The 19,859-nt window shown below is 55.3% G+C and carries 15 protein-coding genes; 8 read left to right on the top strand and 7 right to left on the bottom strand.

Features of this window, described 5'->3' with window-relative positions; all coding sequences use genetic code 11:
- Positions 1 to 980 (top strand): acyltransferase family protein (locus AC1DF8_RS30865; protein ID WP_478156396.1); only part of this gene is annotated, 980 nt, incomplete at its 5' end.
- A 157-nt stretch (positions 981 to 1,137) separates the two neighbouring features.
- Here AC1DF8_RS30865 and AC1DF8_RS30860 read toward each other — a convergent pair.
- Entirely contained in the window at positions 1,138 to 2,316 is a 1,179-nt protein-coding gene (locus AC1DF8_RS30860) for an acyltransferase family protein (protein WP_478156394.1), read from the bottom strand.
- 604 nt (positions 2,317 to 2,920) lie between these two features.
- Here AC1DF8_RS30860 and AC1DF8_RS30855 point away from each other — a divergent pair.
- Positions 2,921 to 4,042 (top strand): acyltransferase family protein, encoded by a 1,122-nt coding sequence (locus AC1DF8_RS30855; RefSeq protein ID WP_478156392.1) that lies wholly within the window; start codon positions 2,921 to 2,923, stop codon positions 4,040 to 4,042.
- On the top strand, positions 4,042 to 4,671 hold the full coding sequence (locus AC1DF8_RS30850; protein WP_478156390.1) for an SGNH/GDSL hydrolase family protein: 630 nt from the start codon (positions 4,042 to 4,044) through the stop codon (positions 4,669 to 4,671). Before AC1DF8_RS30855 ends, AC1DF8_RS30850 begins: the two co-directional genes overlap by 1 nt.
- Positions 4,672 to 4,784: 113 nt before the next feature.
- On the opposite strand, the gene AC1DF8_RS30845 is transcribed toward AC1DF8_RS30850, so the two are convergent.
- The 3 genes from AC1DF8_RS30845 to AC1DF8_RS30835 are packed head-to-tail and all read right to left on the bottom strand — an operon-like array spanning position 4,785 to position 7,596.
- Complete coding sequence (locus tag AC1DF8_RS30845) at positions 4,785 to 5,333, bottom strand: serine O-acetyltransferase (RefSeq protein ID WP_478156388.1); 549 nt, start codon at positions 5,331 to 5,333, stop codon at positions 4,785 to 4,787.
- Positions 5,334 to 5,355: 22 nt separating this feature from the next.
- Entirely contained in the window at positions 5,356 to 6,795 is a 1,440-nt protein-coding gene (locus tag AC1DF8_RS30840; protein WP_113114356.1) for a lipopolysaccharide biosynthesis protein, read from the bottom strand.
- 51 nt (positions 6,796 to 6,846) lie between these two features.
- Positions 6,847 to 7,596 carry a hypothetical protein gene (locus AC1DF8_RS30835; RefSeq protein WP_478156385.1) on the bottom strand — a complete coding sequence of 250 codons (750 nt, stop codon included), beginning with the start codon at positions 7,594 to 7,596 and terminating at the stop codon, positions 6,847 to 6,849.
- Positions 7,597 to 7,873: 277 nt separating this feature from the next.
- On the opposite strand from AC1DF8_RS30835, the gene AC1DF8_RS30830 reads away from it, so the two are divergent.
- Entirely contained in the window at positions 7,874 to 9,049 is a 1,176-nt protein-coding gene (locus tag AC1DF8_RS30830; RefSeq protein WP_478156383.1) for an alginate lyase family protein, read from the top strand.
- Positions 9,050 to 9,060: 11 nt separating this feature from the next.
- On the opposite strand, the gene AC1DF8_RS30825 is transcribed toward AC1DF8_RS30830, so the two are convergent.
- Positions 9,061 to 9,555, bottom strand: a complete 495-nt coding sequence (locus AC1DF8_RS30825) for an acyltransferase (protein WP_113114353.1) — start codon at positions 9,553 to 9,555, stop codon at positions 9,061 to 9,063.
- A gap of 311 nt (positions 9,556 to 9,866) precedes the next feature.
- On the opposite strand from AC1DF8_RS30825, the gene AC1DF8_RS30820 reads away from it, so the two are divergent.
- From AC1DF8_RS30820 to AC1DF8_RS30805, 4 genes are all read left to right on the top strand, one after another.
- Positions 9,867 to 10,796 (top strand): endonuclease/exonuclease/phosphatase family protein, encoded by a 930-nt coding sequence (locus AC1DF8_RS30820; RefSeq protein WP_478156381.1) that lies wholly within the window; start codon positions 9,867 to 9,869, stop codon positions 10,794 to 10,796.
- Positions 10,797 to 10,884: 88 nt separating this feature from the next.
- A complete protein-coding gene (locus AC1DF8_RS30815) occupies positions 10,885 to 13,335 on the top strand; it encodes a hypothetical protein (RefSeq protein ID WP_478156379.1) in 2,451 nt (816 codons plus the stop codon).
- Between the two features lie 347 nt (positions 13,336 to 13,682).
- Complete coding sequence (locus AC1DF8_RS30810; RefSeq protein WP_113114539.1) at positions 13,683 to 15,452, top strand: type I secretion system permease/ATPase; 1,770 nt, start codon at positions 13,683 to 13,685, stop codon at positions 15,450 to 15,452.
- Positions 15,453 to 15,501: 49 nt separating this feature from the next.
- A complete protein-coding gene (locus AC1DF8_RS30805) occupies positions 15,502 to 16,758 on the top strand; it encodes an HlyD family type I secretion periplasmic adaptor subunit (protein ID WP_162732760.1) in 1,257 nt (418 codons plus the stop codon).
- Between the two features lie 167 nt (positions 16,759 to 16,925).
- Here the strand turns inward: AC1DF8_RS30805 and AC1DF8_RS30800 are convergent, their stop codons facing one another.
- Both AC1DF8_RS30800 and AC1DF8_RS30795 read right to left on the bottom strand, forming a co-directional pair.
- On the bottom strand, positions 16,926 to 18,179 hold the full coding sequence (locus AC1DF8_RS30800) for a glycosyltransferase family 4 protein (protein ID WP_478156377.1): 1,254 nt from the start codon (positions 18,177 to 18,179) through the stop codon (positions 16,926 to 16,928).
- 68 nt (positions 18,180 to 18,247) lie between these two features.
- The gene (locus tag AC1DF8_RS30795) at positions 18,248 to 19,513 is read right to left on the bottom strand and encodes a nucleotide sugar dehydrogenase (protein WP_113114350.1); all 1,266 of its coding nucleotides are present in this window, start codon (positions 19,511 to 19,513) and stop codon (positions 18,248 to 18,250) included.
- Positions 19,514 to 19,859: the final 346 nt, after the last annotated feature.

The raw sequence follows: 19,859 nt of genomic DNA, 5'->3' as shown, positions 1-19,859 counted from the left end.
GTGATATCGAACGCCTCAAAGGATTGGCTATCATCCTTGTCGTTTGGGGGCATACCTATGATGCAGCTTTCCCTGTATGGGCTATTGGTCTGCGTAAGGCGATCTACGCTTTCCACATGCCGCTCTTCATGTTCCTGAGTGGTTATGTCTTCGTCTATGTCGGCGCTCACAAACTGAAGGGGTCGCTGTCGACCTATACGTCAAAGCGCGCAAAGCGGCTTCTTATTCCGTTCTTCATCATGGCGGCCATCGTCATTCTCGGAAAATTCTTCGCAGGTCAGTTCGTATCGGTCGACAAGCCGGTCAATGACCTGCTGCTCTCTGTTCAGCACGTCTTCATCCATACCGAGCAGAGCCCGTCCATGTTCGTATGGTACCTGATCGTGCTTTTTTACTTTTCGATCGGCACGACGTTCCTGTTCTCGCGCATGAATGTAAGCCTGAACATATTGTTTGCGGCATCGATCATCATGTTCGGTCTGCACGTCATGATGTTCTACAATGACTCGATATTGGACTACGTCTATATAAACCGCATCTTCATGTTCTATGCGTTCTTCATGGCGGGCTGCGTCGCCTGCCTGCACAAGGACGTTTGGGAGCGGTTCGTCGAGCGGTATTTCATTCCCGCGACTGCGGTCTTCCTCGTACTCCTTTATCTCTCCTTCGATTCCGAATGGCGCTATTTCCTCGTCGGCATGGCGTCGCTCGTCGTGTTCCACGGCCTGATCCGCTCCCGGCTTTGCAACCAGAACCGCGTCCTGGAATTCGTCGGCCAGAACGCGTTCGCTATTTATCTGTTGAACACGATGTTTGTCGGAGCGGTGAAGGCAGTCTTCGGGCGGTTCTTCTCGGTCAGCGATCAGGCGCTGCTGCTTCTCCTCCTTGCGACAACGGCAGGTGTCGTCGGGCCAATCATCGTCAAGTATGCGATCGGCCGCATCGGATCGCTGCGCCCAATCGCTGCCGCGATGGAATGAGGAGAGAGGCGCGGTTCAAAAGGGGGCCGCGTATCCGCAATTGAAACAGCGGAACCCGGTTCAGTCCCGGGTAATTTCCAGGCAAGTGCTTGTTAGGTCTTGTCCCTTGAAAACGGCTTTCCAAACAAAAGGAAAGCCGTTTCGATTTCTTCCTGCTTCAGCTGGCGGTGCGCGTTCTTGCCTCGGGGACGTCAGTCTCATCGGCGGTCGATACCGTCTGGTAAACCTTCTGGCGTTCGTCTTCGACGCTTTTGCTGCCAGCTTTCTTGGACCAGCGCTTTGTCGCTGTCGTCGTCAGGTTATAAAACGCGTAGGCTAGGACGGCTGTCAGGATCACGCTCGTCGAGAATCGAAGCCAGTAATTTCCAGCAAAAACCAGCCCGACGACAAACCATACGTGCAGGTGCCACAGATACATTTCATAGCTGATGCGTCCGCCCATTTGGATTGGCCGCCATTCGGCCAGGCGAACGAGTTTTTCAGTTGCCGTTCCGAAAACAAAGGCGTTGATCAGCAGAAACATGCCGAAGCCGTGGACGGTGTAGCGGAAGGTGTCTTGGAAAAACTGATTGCGGAAGGCGATGCCGCCAAGCAGAAGAATGATGGCGAACAGGAAGGTCTTCCAGCCACGAAGTTTGACCAAATGGCTCCTGATCGCTTCATTTGCGAGGCCGAATGTCAGCAGGCAGCCCCAGGCGATCGAATCCAGGCGCGTCAGCGTGAAATAGTAGTTGAAGCTTTCCGGGTCTGGAACGGTATAGGCGGCCAGGATGCGCAGCGCCAGGCTGAGAATCACGACGCCGATGAGCAGTACAACTCGAGAAGACCACGTCCGCAGGGCGAGAAGCAGGAATGGGAAGAACATATAGAAATGCTCCTCGACGGCCAGCGACCACAAAGGACCGTAACTGTGAATTCCTTCGGGCATCGGCGTGAAGACATTCATCACCACCGGGACGTTGCCTAGATAGAAGATCGCCAGCAAAATCTGGCTGACCAGCACGTTTTCGCGATCGAAGATCAGATAGATCGGCACGGTTATGGCGATCATCAGAAAAAGCGGCGGCATCAGCCGCAGGAATCGCCGGGCGAAAAAGCGCGGCAGGGATATTTTCCCATAATTCCGTTCTTCCGACAGCAGGAGTCTCGAAATTAGAAACCCGCTGATTGCAAAGAAAATCGTGACACCGAAACCGCCGGGGATCGCGGCCGAGAGCCGGAAATGCGCAACGACGACGATCAGGACCGCGGCAAACCGCAAGCCGTCAAGACCTCTTATATAACCATAGGCGGGATTATCGGCCGGCGGCGGGGAGGCAGGTGCTAGCAGCGTCATTGAAAGCCTTTCGTTCGCTCGATTTTCATCGATGATTCAAGCAAGATTTTTACCGCTGTCACCCATGCGCGCCAGCCTATGCTTCCGCGTGTCATAGTTGGCAGCGGTTATGTCTATCGGTACCTGAGAAGAGCCGAGAACGATTTTGTCCCTGCTTTCTTAGGACCCCGGAGTCATCGCGTCCAGATGCATTTTCTCTCTGGCTTCAATTCGGACAGGTGAAATTGGCGACGAATTTCGATATGATACCGCATTGCAACAAAATTCGGAACGGCTTCCAGCGAGATCACGATATTTCGCGAAATTGTCACAGTCGCGCCGTTTGCGCGTCCTTTCTTTGTGCTAGGGTGCCAATCGAAAATGGCTCGGGGCTATGGCGCCGGGAAGGGGTTATGGCTTGGCACGGGTGCATTCCGTTGATAGTCTTAAGCCTGATTTAATCGTAGATGCTGGAGAGCGCTCCATCGCCAACCTTTCCAAAAGGCTCCAGAATTCCGTCAAAGCTGCCCGATGAAGCGCCAGGACGTCTGTTGCGGTCGATATGGATGGCCGGACGCCAGGTCCATCTTTTCGGTCTGATGTAAATACCCGCCAAGGAACCAGTATGCACGAAATCTATCAGAAGGTATTCGGTGTCGGCAAAGCCATCAAAGGTCTCGACGGTCTTCGGGCGATATGTGTTCTCTTCGTACTGACCGATCATGCGGGCCTGACAAAAAGGTCGGAATCGGGAACGCTTGCCGTTTGGGTATTCTTCGCGTTGAGCGGCTTCCTGATCGTGCCAATCCTGTTTCGGGCGCGGCAGCGCATCGAAGCGGGAAGTTCCGATGCTTCGACCGAGATCGCGCTTTTCATGCGCAATCGAGCCTTGCGGATTTTTCCAGTCTATTATTTGACACTGGCACTGATCTTCCTGTCGACCGTTACCCTTGTCGCGGGCGACAATGTCGACAAATTTTACGGCAGTATCAGCTGGCTCGTGACCTACACGACCAACATCTATATCGGCTTCGTCAGACATGATTGGCTGGGACCCTTGTCCCACCTGTGGACGCTTGCGGTGGAGCAGCAGTTCTACGTGCTGTTCCCGTTGCTGTTCATCTGGCTGCCATCGCGATACTGGCGGTCCAGCCTTCTGATATTCCTGCTTCTGCTGCTTGCGGTTTCGAGCCTGTGGGTATTCGGCGATGAACTCATGTTCCGCGTCAACTCCTTGTCGGGCTTCTATGCCATTGCTGTCGGGGGCGTTTTCGGACTCTTCGCCAGACAGCTCGGCACGATCAACCTGCGTTTTTCCAGTCTGGCGATCCTTGCGCTCGGCGTGCTCCTGGTTCTGCAGCACCTCTATTTCATTTTCGGCGGACATCCGAATGCAGCGCTGATTATTGCGCCGCTTCTGTCCGGATTGTTGATCATGCTGGTGACGGTCTGCCAGAACTCTGCCGCGACCAGATTTCTTGATCTTCCGCTGATCCGCGGCGTAGGCGTTGTCAGCTACGGCTTCTACCTGTTTCACGGCCTGCTGCTTGGTCCGTCAGGACGGCTTGTCGCCATAGCAACGGGGATGCGGGACGGGACGGCGTTCCAGGTCATGCAGATTGTTACGGCCTTCATTCTGACGATGATCGTAGCGATCGCTTCCTTCGTCTTCTTCGAAGAGAAGATCATGCAGATGAAGAAAAGGCGTGCGGCGCCGACGACCGTTGCCGCCGGTTCCAATGGCTGATGAAACTTGCTGCCGGTTTGATCGCTCTCTTTCTTCTGCAGGGGGCTGATGTGGCTGCGGCAGGACTGAAGATCGTAACGTTCGGCACATCGCTGACGGCAAGGGGCGGATGGCAGGCAGGTCTCGAGAACGCCCTCGAGCAGTGCCTTCACCGCCCCGTTGATATCGCCATTGTGGCAAAGAGTGGCTCAACCACCGAATGGGCTTTGTCTTCTGTGGACCGGGTGATCGCCGAGAGCCCTGACATAGTGCTCGTCGAGTTTTACGCCAATGACGCTGCCTTGAACCGCTGGATGAGCGTCAGTGCCAGCCAGCGGAACTTTTCAACCATCCTGGAAAGGCTGCGGACGGGATTGCCCCATGCGCGTGTCTTCATGATGGTGATGAACCCTATGTCGGGGCTGCGGGGGGCGATCAGACCCTATCTCGAGAGCTATATTTCGGCTCACCGCAGTGTTGCGGCAGAATGGAACGTTGCGGTCATTGATCATAGTGCCGGCTGGGCGAAGCTGTCGAGCCGCGAGCTCTCGACAGGAATCCCGGATGGCGTCCATCCCACGCCTGCCGCTGCGGCTGAAGTCATGGTGCCGACAATCGTCGAGGCGATCGGCGGGACATGCTCTGACTGAGCTCAGCTCAGGCAAAGCCTGCCATGCCGGGAAGAATTATTCCTAAGATATTGGAATGGACTGGCGTAATTCCATCGCTCGCCAATCGATTTTCGGTTGGCAGGCAATATCGGTCAGCGATTGTTATTTGATCTCGGCTGGACGATGGCTGGGCTTGGCGTTTCTTTGTATCGGATCTTCGCCGGCACACCGACCGCAATAGCTCCTGCCGGCACATCCTTGACAACGACGGCGTTCGCTCCGATCACAGCGCGTTCGCCAATGACAACGGCGCCGAGGATTTTCGCACCCGCGCCCACGTCTACTCCATTATGCAGGATCGGCACCTCGTTCGGCTTGTCGGCTGATTTGTTGCCGATCGTCACGCCTTGACGCAGACGAACATCATTGCCGATCCGCACCTCGGAATGCACGATAATCGATCCGAAATGCTCAATGACGCATCGCTCGCCGATCTTCGCGTTGGCTCCGATATATATCCCGAAAAAGATCTCGGAAAATTTGATAAGAAAGACATGAATGACTTTCAGCGGCAGACGGATAGGCGCGAACTTGATCGAACGTACAGCGCTTCCGTATCTGTGAAAGGCAAGCGCCCAGAAGCCTTGTGAGATCAGGGCTCTCTTATGACTTCGAAAGTCTCCAGCTATTTCTCTAAACATGACGACTCGCTTCCTTGGAAAACTACGCCTTTTTCCAGGCTCTTATCATTCGCGCTCTGTTCCACCATCCACGCAGGGCATCCCGGTCGAGCAGCCCGATGCCGACGACATAAGTCGCGACGAACAGCATTCCGAGCATCATCGCCTTCAGTAATATGGGATAATCGGGTGAGATGGCATATGACCTTGTCAAATGAACCGCGGCCAAGGCCGCGAGGGCCGACAAGAAGAAAGCCCCACACTTGCTGATAATTGTTTTTACAGAAACTTCAGTTTTGTGCGATCCGTAAAGTATACCTCCAACAATAACAGTTATATGGCAGCAAACATATGCCGTTACAAGTGTAAATACGCTGCTATGTTGAAGAACAGTCAGGATCACGGCAACGAGCAGTGCGGCGCAGCATTGCATCCTGAAAACGACACGCGGCAAGCCCCATGCATTCAGCATGACTTCATTGCAGTAGCCGATCGATTGGGCCGCTCCGAGAATTGCCGCCAGGAACATGATGTAATCGGAATCTATGCCGTTGCTTCCGAAGCAGATGCGGGCAATCTCCGGCGAAAGCGCGGCAATCGAGATGAAGGCCGGCGCGGAGATCATCGAAAGTGAGCGCAGGCTCGTATAGAACGCCTCCCTGAGGAGTGGGGGGCGGTCAACCAGACGGGAAAAGTGCGGAAGATTGACGTCGACCATTACGGCGGTCAGCATTTGTGCGACCACCGCGGGAACGCGCGATCCCATGATATAGAGCGCGAGAGCGGCCGGCCCGAAAAAAATCGGAATAACGATCTCGATCATTCGAAGGGAGGCGTAGTTGAGTACGCGAGACCCGAAGATGCCTAGAGCGTAATGGAGAACGTGCTTCATTCCGGCAATCTGCGGGGCGGCAGGCCGCAACACAGGCGGATACCAGAGAAAGGCGACATTGATGACAGTGGTCGCCAGCAACTGACCGACCATGCTGTAGACGCCGAAGCCCAGGAAAGCCATGGCCAGTCCGGTCAGCGCGCCAAATACGGTTGATGCCAACGAACGGAAGGCAAGGCGCTTGAACTGAAACTCCTTGCGGAGCAGGGCCTGCGGAACATACCCAAAGCTGTTGAGGACGAGCGAGAGACCGACGAGTTGCAGAACAGGCTCTATGCCCGTGACGCCCAGCAGGCCACCGATTTCGGGGGAGAAAAGCGTCAGGAGCGCATAGATCAGGACGGCGAGACCAAAGTTCAGGATCAGAATGCTCGTCGTCATGCCGCGCGTGATGTCCTGCGTACGGACGATTGCGTCGCCGAAACCGTTATCGGCAAACAGCTCCGTCAGCGACACCAGCGCATAGGCTGCCGCAAACATCCCGATCTCGGTTTTATCGAGAATCCGGGCCAGCACGAAAAAGGTGAGGATGGTGCCAAAGCGCGGTCCCCAGTTGCGAACAGCTGACCAGAGTACGGAACTACGATTCATGCGCGCCTCGTTTTGGCATTGAGCGAAGACGTGAAGGGCTTCCTACCGCGGTTATGCATTCCGCACCGCAGCAATATAGCGCGAAAGCGGCAGCTTTCCGCTCATGACCAGGGTCGCGCCGACAAGAAGTTTGCGTATGAAGGCGACTATTCCGGGAAGACTGCGGCTCTTGTGAGCGGCGATGGCGTAGAGCGTCCCCGGGAAATATTTCGGCTTGAGGCTTGGATCGTGATCCCGATGGCCGACGAGAGCGGCATCTGTGAAAAGTGTGCCACGGGCGAGATAAAAAGCCCGTATCGCGTAGTCGGTATCCTCGCCGCCGTTGAGACGGGCACCGACTCCCAATGTTTCGTCGAATGCAGCCAAGTTCGGCAGAAGCCTTCCGCGGAAGAAGAATGTGTTGGACGATGCTCTCGATATCACTTTCTGCAATGCCGGGGCTTCCGTCGCCAGAACACTTCGAATCTCGGGTGTTGAGCTATAGCGGCAGAACCAAAAATCAATCTCTGGCTTCTCTGAAAACAGATTAGCAACCAAAGTTAGAATTTTTTCCGGGTACCAACAATCGTCATCGGGGAAAGCATAGATGCTGTCGGCGGTGACGACGCCGGCATTGACCACGTCCTGAAGCAGGAGATTGCGAGCCGCCGAGAGCGAAATCTGATGATTGATGCGTCGTGTGCTGATCCAGTCAGGAAAGGCGGGATCGGCGGCGTCGTCAGGAACATTCTGCAGAAGAAGATAAAGGTGGACATCGATCGAAGGATCGGCGGCTTTCGCGCTCGCGATCGAATCGATCATTCTCTGGAGATGCTCCGAGCGACCCTGCTTTAGATTGCTTGTCGAGAAAAGTGTGATTTTCGGCATGACTACTCTATTGTTCGAGAATATGTCAGTAGAGCTGTTTAATCTTCAGCAAGCGGCACGGTCTGCGGCCCTGATCTTGCGGTGCAACATAGACATTGCGGTCTGGGTTGAAAAGGAGAAAATGGGCGGTGAGGGTTAACTTTGCCGCAAACATCGCCTTATGGTTATCTGCCACGAACAGCACAGCCAATCACCGGAACTGGAGAGATAGATGCCTATGGCTTCAAAGCCCCGGCGGAAGAAACAGCCTTTCAATCGCGTCGTAATGTGGCTGATTTTTGCCTTCCTCGTATTCACCGTTCCGGCCGGCGCTGAAGAGCCGCTTCACTATCTTTTCGATCTGCCACCTGCCAAGGTTCAAGATGCCGGTGCGGGCAAGAAACCGCGTCCTTTCATATGCCCGGTACCAGTCGCGCCATTGATCGACATGAGCAAGCTGTTCAGCTTTTATAAGCCAAGCTACACGCAGTCGGAGGTCGATCCGGTCGCGATGAAAGCCTTCGCAAAGCGCTTGTGGCCGACGGGCGCCGTGACCAAGAGCATGCTGGATATGATGCAGGCAGCACTCGACGTGCCAAAGCAGCGAAGAAACGCCGCCAACTGTATCGTTCGACAGACCCGCGTATGGGCGGATGCCAATGCGCTTCTGGGTGGTGTCGAGGACAATGATCCGCTCGGGCATCGTCAGGCTGTTCTCGCCGGGGGCTGGACAACGATTTCGTTTTCGAACGCCTACGCGGTGGCAAAGGAAATCGCACCACCCGCCGGCTCTGCCGACGCGCCTATCAGGGCGTGGTTTGTCAAGCTTTCGGATATGCTCGTTGCAGAATTCACGCCGGCGCCGCGCGAGCCCAAATATGTTTGGCTCGATGGCAACAGCAACCACCGATACTGGGCTGCGGCTGCGGTGGGCCTGATGGCCGTTCACCTGCAGGATCGCAAGCGGTTCGATTGGTCGATGGATATTTTGAAGTCGGCGCTGGATGAAGCACCCTATGACGGCGGATTGCCGCGCGAACTCTCCCGCGGCGGGCGCTCGCTGAAATATCAGAATTTCGCCATGGATGCGATCGCGATCCTGGTGCGGCTTGCCGATGTCAACAATGTCACGCTTACTCCCGACCAGGAAAAGAGGCTACGGGCAATCGCCAGCTTTGCCGCAACCATGTACCTCCATCCCGACCAATTGGAGGCGCGGATAGGCTACCCTCAGGAGGTCGAGCCCGGCATGGTCACCTGGATGGATGTCCTGTTGCCCCATTTCAGGAGCCGCGATCCCGAGCTCTCCGAAAAGCTGGACGAGATTGCGCGGCCCCTGCGGCCGATGACCAATACCTTCGTGGCCTTGCCTGCGACCCGTCTCTTCGAAGCCGGGGACAGCGACTAGCTGGCTAACACCTATGCCTTTCGGACATTCGTGCCGCTCTTTCTCTGATCGGCAGCACGTTCGGCTTCAGGGATGTCGGCGAACAGAAAACGTCCGTAAGGACCGACCTCGATGTTTTCACGAATGATCGTTGCCGGATTGCCGGCGGCGATGCAGCGCGACGGTATGTTCTTGGTCACGACGCTTCCCGAGCCGATGACGCACTCGTCCCCGATCTCGACGCCCGGAAGGATTATGCTTCTGGCGCCGATAAAGCAGTGCTTGCCGATCTTCGTGTTGCGATAAAGCCCACGCGTTCTGTCGTGCGTGAGAATGGCCACGTCGAACGCGACATACGACTTCTCGCCGACATGAATGCCCTTGGGATAGGTCTTGTCCAGGCGAACGCTCAGTGAAAAGGTCGCCGTCGGATGGATATTCATCCCCCAGAACCGTGTATAGTAATGGTACTTAGCCTTTACCAAAAGCGATCTCAGCCAGAGGAATTTGTTCAAGCTGCGTGCCATTAAACACCATCTCCTTGTTGCGCGAACATCTCAGTTCTGTCGGTGCCGAACGCCGGGCATATAAAGCATGGACAACAAGCCGGTGGAAGCTGCTTTGTGTGCAGTGCCACAAAAAGCTTTGGATTGTCCGTTGTCATTTGCCTGGCGTCTCCGCGAATTTCTGTTAGCGTCGCGATGCCATCAGGGCGGGCAGGGTATCCAGCCACCGTCCTGACGGGTCTGGCCGCTCAATTATGCCACAAGAGATCCGAATAGGCTTTACTTCCGCCCTTTAACGCCAATGCATTTTCGCATCGCAGGAACCGATATGAATGAGACATAGTGTTTTTCGTGTTGTCTGCATCGTCGTTTCCGTCCTCCTCCTCCTCGTTTCGCTCCAATACGTCTCCTATATATGGCCCTTGGCGATTGTCGGTGCACTGCAGATGCAGATCGGCTTTGCGTGCCTTGCCATCATCCTTCTGTCCGCTCTCTCCGTCCGGCGTTGGTATAGCCTGCTGCTCGGAGCGGCTTGCGTCGTGTTGATTGCCCACCCGATCCTGATGCTCAGGGAATTTGCTCAGCCGCCTGTACCGGGTGCGGTGCCAGCCTTACGCTTGCTGTCGATCAAGATTGTTGACGAAAAGGTGGATGACGCGGCCTTGCAGCAGACGATTGAAGAGGCCAACGCCGACATTCTTATTGTGACAAGTGCCAGTTCACTTGCAAACCGGCATGATCTCGCCCGCCAATCCTATCCATTTCGCATCGGCTGCGAGGATCCGGTCAATGCACGCTGCACCGTCATGCTTCTCTCGCGCCGGCCTCTTGCGGATCCTCGTTTCCAGGAGTTGAGCCCTATTGGAAGTGAGTTGGCTGCCGCTTCCATTTCCATTGATGGAACGCGCGTCCGCGTTTTCGCCACTCGTCTTTCCAAGATGTGGTTCGATACGTTCCATAGCTTCGAACTCTTCACTATCACCCGTGTGCTCCGGGGCACTCGCGAGCCTGTCTTGCTGGCCGGAGATTTCAGTGCGCCCGTCATCGTGCCGGACATGCGCTGGTTCCTGGGCAACAACAGGTTGCGCAATGCCTATCCCGAGCCGGCCACCTGGCCAGTCGCTTTCGGCCCTCTCGGTATCAGTAACGATCATGTCTTTTTCAGAGCGCCGCTTTCCGTCCTTTCCCTCAAACGGACCGATGAAAGAGCGCAATCGGGATACATTTCGCTTCTTTCCGATGTCGCAATCACGACGGAGTGAGATGCGCGCTACGCGGGAAGTTTTCGCCCCGCAATTGCGATATGCTCAAAATTATTCAAAAAAAACCGATAGTTGATTAAAGCTTTAATTGTTGTTTGGTGCCAATCTTAAACCCGTGGCCCTCAAAATAGCTCCTACAGCACTGATGCTTCTGGAGATTTTGATGCCCAGCACGATCTACCTCGATACCACAGCCGGCGAGACCGAATTGCGCAAAGCGCTTGCGACCGTTGCCAATGGCGGCGGCACGGTTGTGCTGGCAAAGGATGCCGATATCACGGTCAGCAAGGCGATCTATGTCGCAATCGGATCAGGCGATGTCACCATAGATCTCAACGGCGGCACCCTGCATCAAGTCACGGCTACCGAGAGAGTTCTCGGTGTTGGGGGAGCGGAATCGCCCCTACAGAGCGTCACGCTCGGATCCGACGCATCGAACAATGCAACCATCACCTATGCAACCCTGCCGCAGAACATACAGGTTGGCAGTTGGATAAAAGTGACTGCAGATGACAGTCTGCCAGGAGACCATATCGACCCCGGTGATGCGGGCCAGACGACGAAGCTTGGGCAGGCGGCCAAAGTCATTGCCATCAATGGCAACACAGTCGTTCTTGAAGGCTCACTCGTCGAGCAGAATCTTTACGCGACCAATGTCCGTGCGACCGTCTATGCCGAAGGCCAGTTTACGATCAAGAACGGCACGATCGATGGCGTGAGCGGCGAATACAGCACGACCGGCGGCGATCTGCTCAACCTGCGCAATCTGGTCGATGCGGTCGTCGACAACGTCACGATAAAGGACGGTTCTGGTGGCATCAACATCGTCAACAACGTCAATGCCCACCTGACCGATATCATCGGCGCCAATCTGTATGCAGCCATTCACACCGGTGCTTCGCTGAACACGCTGATCGACGGCCTCTTCGCCGAACACGTCGGCCAGGCCATCGCGGTTCAAGGCATCGGAACGATAGCAAATGCCGCAAGTGCATCGGCCTATGGCGCCGAAATCAATTTCCTTGCCAAGAATTCGGTCGTCTACGACGCATCGAACTCGGCATACGACTTTCATTCGGAGAGCCGGAACGGAGTCTATACGGATGATCTCTCGTTCTATTCGCGCATGTTCGGCGATTTCCGAGGGATTGGAAATTCCTTTACGAACAGCGGCAGTGTCGGCGACGCCTACGGTATACAGTTCTATGAATATGGCGATGGCGACGCCCGCAATTCGCTTGTCGACAACCTAATCCTGCGTGAAATACAGAACTACGCCTTCATCATATCGAATTCGCCGGAGGCGAATATCGTCAAAAACAGCGTCTTCGAGAGCCTTCTTCAGGGATACAACATCCCTGAGTCAATGGTCAAATTCCTCAATACGGTGCTGCTCACCGGCGTCGTACCCGGAAATGACACCCTTGTCGGCACGGCTGCCGCCGACAAGCTTCTTGGCGGTCTGGGCGCTGACAACCTCTCGGGCGGCGACGGTAACGACTATATTTGGGGCGGTGACAAAGCCGATTTGCTGACCGGTGGGACCGGACACGACCGCTTCGCCTATCATGCGCTGGGCGAAGGCGGAGATGTCATCACGGATTTTCAAATGGGCGCGAATGGCGACGTTATCGATGTATCGGTTCTTGCCGCGCGTTTGGGATGGGGAAGCGGTGACCTGATCGCAGATGGCCATATCCGGGTCATCCAGAGTGGAACGTCAACTCTAGTTCAGGCCAACGACGGTCAGGGCTGGTCGACGCTCGCATTGTTGCAAAATACGCTTACCGCGGACTTCGATAAGCACAATCTCCAGACATCGCTCTCTGCGACCACGCAATGGGCAGTCGACACGCCTACGTCTCCTTCGACGCCCCCTACGCCTCATACAGGCACGGACAAGGCCGATAGTTTCGTCGCCGGCAAAGGTGCCGATCTCTATTACGGTTCCGCCGGTGATGACAGTTACGTCTTCAACGATGCCCGCGATCACGTCACCGGCGAATTGGCCGACGGCGGCAAGGATACGATATGGTCTTCCGTCGGCGTCGATCTCCGCGGCGAGTCATTCGTCGAGAATTTGCGGCTTACCGGGACCGCCGAAATCAACGGTATCGGCAACGCTCTCGCCAACATGATTAGCGGCAATGCCCAGAGCAATACGATCGCTGGCGCCGGCGGCGTTGATTCTCTTTATGGAGGTGGTGGAGCAGACACGTTCTACTTTGCCGAGATGGGGGCGGCAAACAAGGATACGATCTGGGACTTCAGTGACGACGATAAGGTCATGCTATCTGAGTCGGTATTCGCGGGGCTCGATTCAAACGGCGATCATATTCTTGATGAGGCGGCGTTCACGATCCTGACCAAGGTGGGAGCATTTACGACGAGCAGCGGACCGCAAGTGATCTACAATTCAGCAAGCGGCATAGTCTCCTACGATGCGGACGGATCTGGCGGGAAGGCGGCGCAGGACATCGCTTTCATCGGTGCGAACAAGGCGTTCTTCGGTTATGACGACGTGATATTGACTTACTGACCTCGGATAGGCGGGGCAATCGATCTCTAGTCCCGCCCGGATGTTCGCTCATCAGCGAGGTTTCGTCCAATTTAGGGCTGATTTGGCGTAGATAGATCAACAAACGCTAAGTTCTTTTATCTTTTGGCTTTCCTGCTGTGTTTGTTACGTCTCTTGAAAGGCATGTTGACGTTAATTTTGTTGAGAGATTCTATTTTACCCAAAATTTATTTTATTTTAGGTTCGGGATCGGAGGCGCGACCTTGCTGTCACAGTGTCGCATATCTTTTAAGACGTTTCTGTGATGTTACAGGGAAGATCGCTGGAGGGGTATTACCTTCGGGCGCTGTTCAGAAGGTGTGGAAGATTTGAATAAATTGATAGCTGGCTTTGTGCTGCCGCAGAACAAGACCACCGGTGCCGAGGCTTTCTCGCGCTGCAAGAGCGCGTTCGTGGTGGTCGCACTGGCAAGCGCCCTCGTCAATATTCTATACCTGACCGGCTCGTTTTTCATGCTGCAGGTTTATGATCGCGTCATTCCCAGTCGCAGCATTCCCTCGCTCATCGCCTTGTCACTGCTGGCGCTTCTTCTCTATGTTTTCCAAGGCGTTTTCGAGGTACTGCGCGGTCGTATGCTCGTGCGCATTTCCGGCGTCTTCGATGAGGTGCTGAGCGGACGTATTTTCAACTCGGTCATGATCGGATCGGTCAAAACAAGGGTTGACGGCGACGGACTGCAAACCCTTCGTGATTTCGATCAGATCCGCAGCTTCCTTTCGAGCTCCGGTCCGGCGGCATTTCTCGACCTGCCCTGGATGCCGATCTACATCGCGATATGCTTTATGTTTCATCCGATCATCGGCGTCATTGCCATCGGGGGCGCATTGGTTTTGGTCGCGCTGACAGTCCTCACCCATAGAGCGGCGCAGGTGTCCACAAAACAGGCGACCGAACTCGGCAATCGGCGCAATGCCTATCTCCAGGCCGCCCAGAGAAATGCCGAGGTTGTCCAGGCCATGGGGATGAGAGACGATCTGGCCGACAGATGGCTCGATCAGAATAAAGCCTATCGGATGATGTCGCGTTCAGGTTCCGATACCAGCAATGTCTATTCCACCATCTCCAAAATCTTCCGGGCAGTCTTGCAGTCTGGCGTGCTCGCAACTGGCGCCGTTCTGGTCATCGAGAATCAGGCGACCGGCGGGATCATCATCGCGTCGTCGATCCTCACGTCACGATCGCTCGCGCCTGTCGAACAGGCGATTGCCAACTGGCGGGGATTTGTTTCGGCCCAGCAGTCATGGAAGCGGCTAAAGACAACCTTCCGCGAATTGCCGGAGAATACGACGCCGCTCCGGCTACGCGCACCTTATCGCCAGCTGACTGTAGAGCAGCTCGTGAGCGGCCCTCCCGGCAGGCAGGACTTCACCATCATGGGGATCAGCTTTTCGCTCGATGCGGGTAGCGCAGTCGGTGTGATCGGCCCCAGTGCGTCCGGTAAATCGTCGCTCGCCCGCGCGATTACGGGAATCTGGCCTGCCTATCGCGGTTCAGTTCGGCTTGACGGTGCTGCACTCGATCAATGGGATGACACTGCCCTCGGCGCGCATATCGGCTACCTGCCACAGGATATCGAACTCTTCTCGGGTACCGTCGCCGAGAATATCTCCCGGTTTCAGCAAAATTCGGAGGCCGAAGCGGTTATCGCTGCTGCCGAGATCGCCGGCGTGCACGAGATGATCCTGCGGTTGCCGAACGGATATGAAACCCAAATTGGTCCAAGTGGCTCGATGCTGTCTGCCGGCCAACGGCAACGCGTCGCGCTGGCGCGCGCGCTTTACAAGGATCCTTTCCTTGTTGTGCTGGACGAACCGAATTCCAATCTGGACGCTGAGGGAGAAGCCGCACTCGCAGAAGCTATTCTCGCCGTGCGCCGGCGCGGCGGCATCGTCGTCATCATCGCACATCGGCCCAACGCGCTTGCCGGTTGTGACTACGTTCTGATGATGAAGGATGGTAAACTTGCGGCATTCGGGCCCAAGGATGAAGTGCTTGCCAAGGTTCTGCGGCGGGAAATCAAGCCGATTCCTGCAGAACGATCGACCTTGAAAATTGTTGGCGATTCCCAGGAGCAGTGACATCGTGACGATATCTGAATCTCAGCGATCGCTGCGGCGCCATTCGGTGATGGTCGTCGCCATGGCAATCCTGCTCGTCGGCAACATCGGGGGGTGGGCAGCGACAACGACGCTTTCAAATGCCGTCGTCGGCGAGGCGACGGTTGTTATCGATGATAATGTGAAGAAGATACAGCACCTTGTTGGTGGTATCGTTTCCGAAATCTCGGTCAGCGAAGGCAGCCATGTGAACGCGGGCGAGGTCCTGCTGAAGCTCGACGGGACTTCTGTCAAAGCCAATCTCGGGATCATCAACAGTAATCTTGCTCAGCTTTATGTACGGAGAAGTCGTCTCGAGGCGGAGCGGCTGGGGCAGCCCAGTTTTTCAATGGACGAACTGGAGGCAAAGGGCGTCGATCTCGAGGCAAACAAGCTGCTGATTGACGGCGAAATGCAGCTTTTCAAGACGCGCCAATCTTCGATGGTCGGACGCAAAAAGCAGCTTGAAGAGAAAATGGCCCAGCTTGACGAGGAAATCAAAGGCGACACCATACAACTGCAGGCGATCGACGACGCCACCACACTTGTCAACGAAGAGCTTGCTGCAACGGAAGAGCTTTATGAGAAGAAGCTCGTGACCATGCAAAAGATCAACAGCTTGAAACGCCAGAAGGCCGATCTTGATGGCAGCCGCGGTAGCCGGGTTGCATACCGTGCTCAGGCAGAGGGCAAGATTGCCGAGATCAAACTGCAAGTTCTTCAGCTTGATGCGGATCAAAGTGCTGAAAATTCCAAGGACCTCACGGATGTCGAGGGCAATATTGCCGAGATGGAGGAGCGTCGCATCGCTGCTCTCGATCAACTTCAGCGGCTGGATTTGAAGGCGCCGCTGAGCGGCCGAATTTACCAGCTTTCCGTCCATACGCTCGGCGGCGTCGTCACCCCAGGCGAAACGCTCATGCTGCTGGCGCCGGACAATCGTGCCCTCACGGTCGAGGCAAAGATTGCAACGCGCAACATCGATCAGGTGCATGTCGATCAGGATGTCGACATTCGATTCACCGCATTCGATCAACGATCGACACCTGAAGTTCAGGGCAAGGTTCTGTCGGTATCTCCAGACGCCATCACCGAAGAGCGCACAGGTGCAAAATATTATCCGGTGCGCATAAGACCGGAACCCGAAAGTCTCGCAAAGCTGCAGGGCATGAAGCTCTACCCCGGCATGCCGGCTGAAATCTTTATCAAGGTTGCGGATCGCTCGGTCATATCCTATCTGACCAAGCCGCTAACCGACCAGATGAAGCACACCTTCCGCGAGGAATAGCCGCCGGCCGGGTTGTGCTGGGGACAGAAATGCATTTGCCAATCGGTCAGAGCGACAACGGTTGAATCGCGACACCTTCTGGAATTTCAACTCAGCGAAAGAGCAATAAATAAAGCCGCATGAGAGCAACTCATGCGGCTTTTTGCTTGTCTGCCTGTTTCCTGAGATCAGCCCTGTCGCTTCACCTTCTTGTAGGCAGCGATCAGATTGGGAATCTGATACGGCCATGCAAGGCTGCTTGCGACACGCTTCCGGCCGATGGCGCCCATCCGCGCACGCTCTTCCGGATTTTCGAGGAGGGCTACGATTTTCTCGGCGAAATCCTTCGCATCGTTTGCCTTCGCGTAAAGCGAGGCTTCCTCGGCACTACGCCTGCCTTCGGTAACGTCAAACTGAACGATCGGCTTGCCGAGTGCCATGTACTCGATGATCTTGTTCATCGTCGACTTGTCATTCATCGGGTTGACGCGGTCGGGATTGACGCAGACGTCAGACGTCGACAGCACCTCGAGAAGATCATGGTCCGAGACGCGTCCTGTGAAGGTCACGCACTCCGAAAGGCCCATTCTTTCCGCATCGGCAGCAAGGCCCTTGGCACTTGGGCCACCCCCGACCAGAACGAATTGAATGTCATCGCGACCCATCTGGTTCTTGATATAGGCCACGGCATCGAGAAGGATATCGACACCTTCCTGAGCGCCCATCACGCCTACATACCCAACGAGGTACTTTCTGCCCTTCTTGAGTGCTTCGTTGGGCTGTACTGCTACGAAACGCGAGAGGTCCGGTCCGCTTCTGACAACGTAGATATCGTCGGCTTTCTTGCCGCCGCGCACCTGGGCAATTTCGCGATAGCTCTCATTTGTAGAGATGACGACGCGAGCGCTCTTGAAGGTGATCCACTCGAAGCAGCACATCAATCTCCAGAAGAAGCCGCGCTTTTCATACTTGGCTTCGTAGAGCTCTGGATTGATGTCGTGATGATCGAAGATGTACGGAACACCAAAGAGCCGGAACTGCCAAGCGACCAGGAAGATCAGATCAGGCGGGTTGCAGCCGTGAACTGTGTCGAAGCCGTGACGGAAGAAAATCTTCCAGGCAAGGACGGTTTCCCAAAACAGCGCGACGCCGTATTCGAGCAGGTAGCCCAACGCCCCACTCGCATCGAGCGGCAGGGGATGCCGGTAAACATGGATCCCCTCGATGTATTCGTAGCGTTCGGTGAAGCCCTTTCCAGTCGGGCAGATGACGCAAACTTGCGCACCTGCGGCGGTCAAGGTCCGGGCTTCCTGCCAGACGCGACGGTCGAAGGGAACCGGCAGGTTCTCGACGACGATCAGCACTTTTCGCCCCTTCAAGGGCAAGGCACTGAGATCTGTCGCATCATCCGGGGCCATATCGATTGTTTCTTGAATTGCCATCGATTGCCTACTCTCGGTAATTCTCAAAGAATCGGCCTCCGGAGAGGCCGACGGCGTGTCTTTGCTTCTTAGTGCAGCGTATTTGTGTCAACTGTTTTAGCAGCCTTCACATCTATCTTTGCCAAACTTCCGTTTGTATCGATCACCAGATCGTATTCGGTGCTTTCGGCTTCTTCCTTCGACACCATGATTTCCGAGATGGATGGAAGATGCGAGAAGGCGTAACCCATGTTCTGACCGAGCAACTGCGTCGGCTTGACGGCGGGATCGTAGATGCTGAGCTTGTAGCCTGAGGTGATCAGCTTATGTGCCAGGTTAAGCTGGGGGCTTTCACGCAGGTCATCGCTTTCTGCCTTGAACGCGAGCCCAAGCATGAGGATGTTTGCCTTCGGCGCGACATCGCGCGTAACGTAGTCGAAGATGAAGCGTTTATGCGCCTCGTTGGAACGCAGCAGTGAATCGACCAGATGGTTGAAAGCGCCGACTTCCTCGGAGATGTGGGCCAGTGCCCTGACATCCTTCGGCAGGCAGGAGCCGCCGAAGGGGCCGCCGGGACGCATGTAATAGGGCGAGATATTCAGCTTGGTATCGGAGACGAAGATCTTGTGTACCGTCTGAGGGTCGATATCGAGTTGCACGCAGACGCGGCCGATTTCGTTGGCGAACGCGACCTTGACCGCGTGCCAGGTGTTGTCGACGAATTTGGTGAACTCTGCTTCGCGGTAGCCGGTGACAAACATCGGCGCACTGATATTCTTGTAAAGTTCAGTCATGCGCTCGGAGGGCTGGCCGTTCTGAGTGCCAACGACGATCTTCGGCGGATTGAAGTAATCCTTGATGGCGACTGACTCGCGGAGAAATTCAGGGTTGTAGACGATTTCAACCGACTTCCCAAAATCCTTGCCAAGATGGGCCTTGAAGATCGGTGCAATCAGTCCGTCGATCGAACCTGGGCGGATCGTGCTGCGGAAAACGACGGTCAATGGCTTCTCACGACCGACGTTCACGCCCAGAGCAATCTGACGCGAGACTTCGGCAATGAATGTCATGTTATGCGAGCCGTCGGCTGCACTCGGGGTGCCGACGCAGACAATGGCCAGGTCGCATTCCGAAAGCAATGTGCCGACCTTGGAGACGACAGTCAGGCGATTGTCAGCCAGACCCGATGCCAGGAGGTCGTCGAGGCCTGGCTCATAGATCGGCGAATGACCGGAGAGAATGAGCTTTACCTTGTCTTCGTGAGGTTCCACGCCGACGATGGAATGACCTTCTTTGAGCAGGCAACCGGCACCTGTGAGGCCGACATAGCCAAGGCCAAAGATTGCAATTTTCATTCGCACGCTCCTGCTGTTTGTGATTGTGCGGCGATAGCCGAAAATTTACATCGATTACGCAACCGCAAAAAAATGAACGTTTTGCCGATGATCAATTTCGATCACATTTGTATAGTGCATATGACATTTTCGAAATAGCCATTCTGGGGATTTTTTCGAAAACTCAAAAGCGAAGTTCCGATCATCGCTGACAGAGAGTTGTTTTTAAACGCTTTTTTACAAAAGTCAGCTTACTTTCCCTCTGTTCCTCTTGTGTGCATCGATGCTGGCGGACAGTTTTTTGGCCGTCTGCCGCAGTAATGATAACGCCGCCGAAGGGCAGTGTGCAATGCAGCATATATAGGGT

This window comes from Rhizobium sp. 05N49 (assembly GCF_056396805.1).
This window is presented reverse-complemented; position numbering and strand designations above follow the sequence as displayed.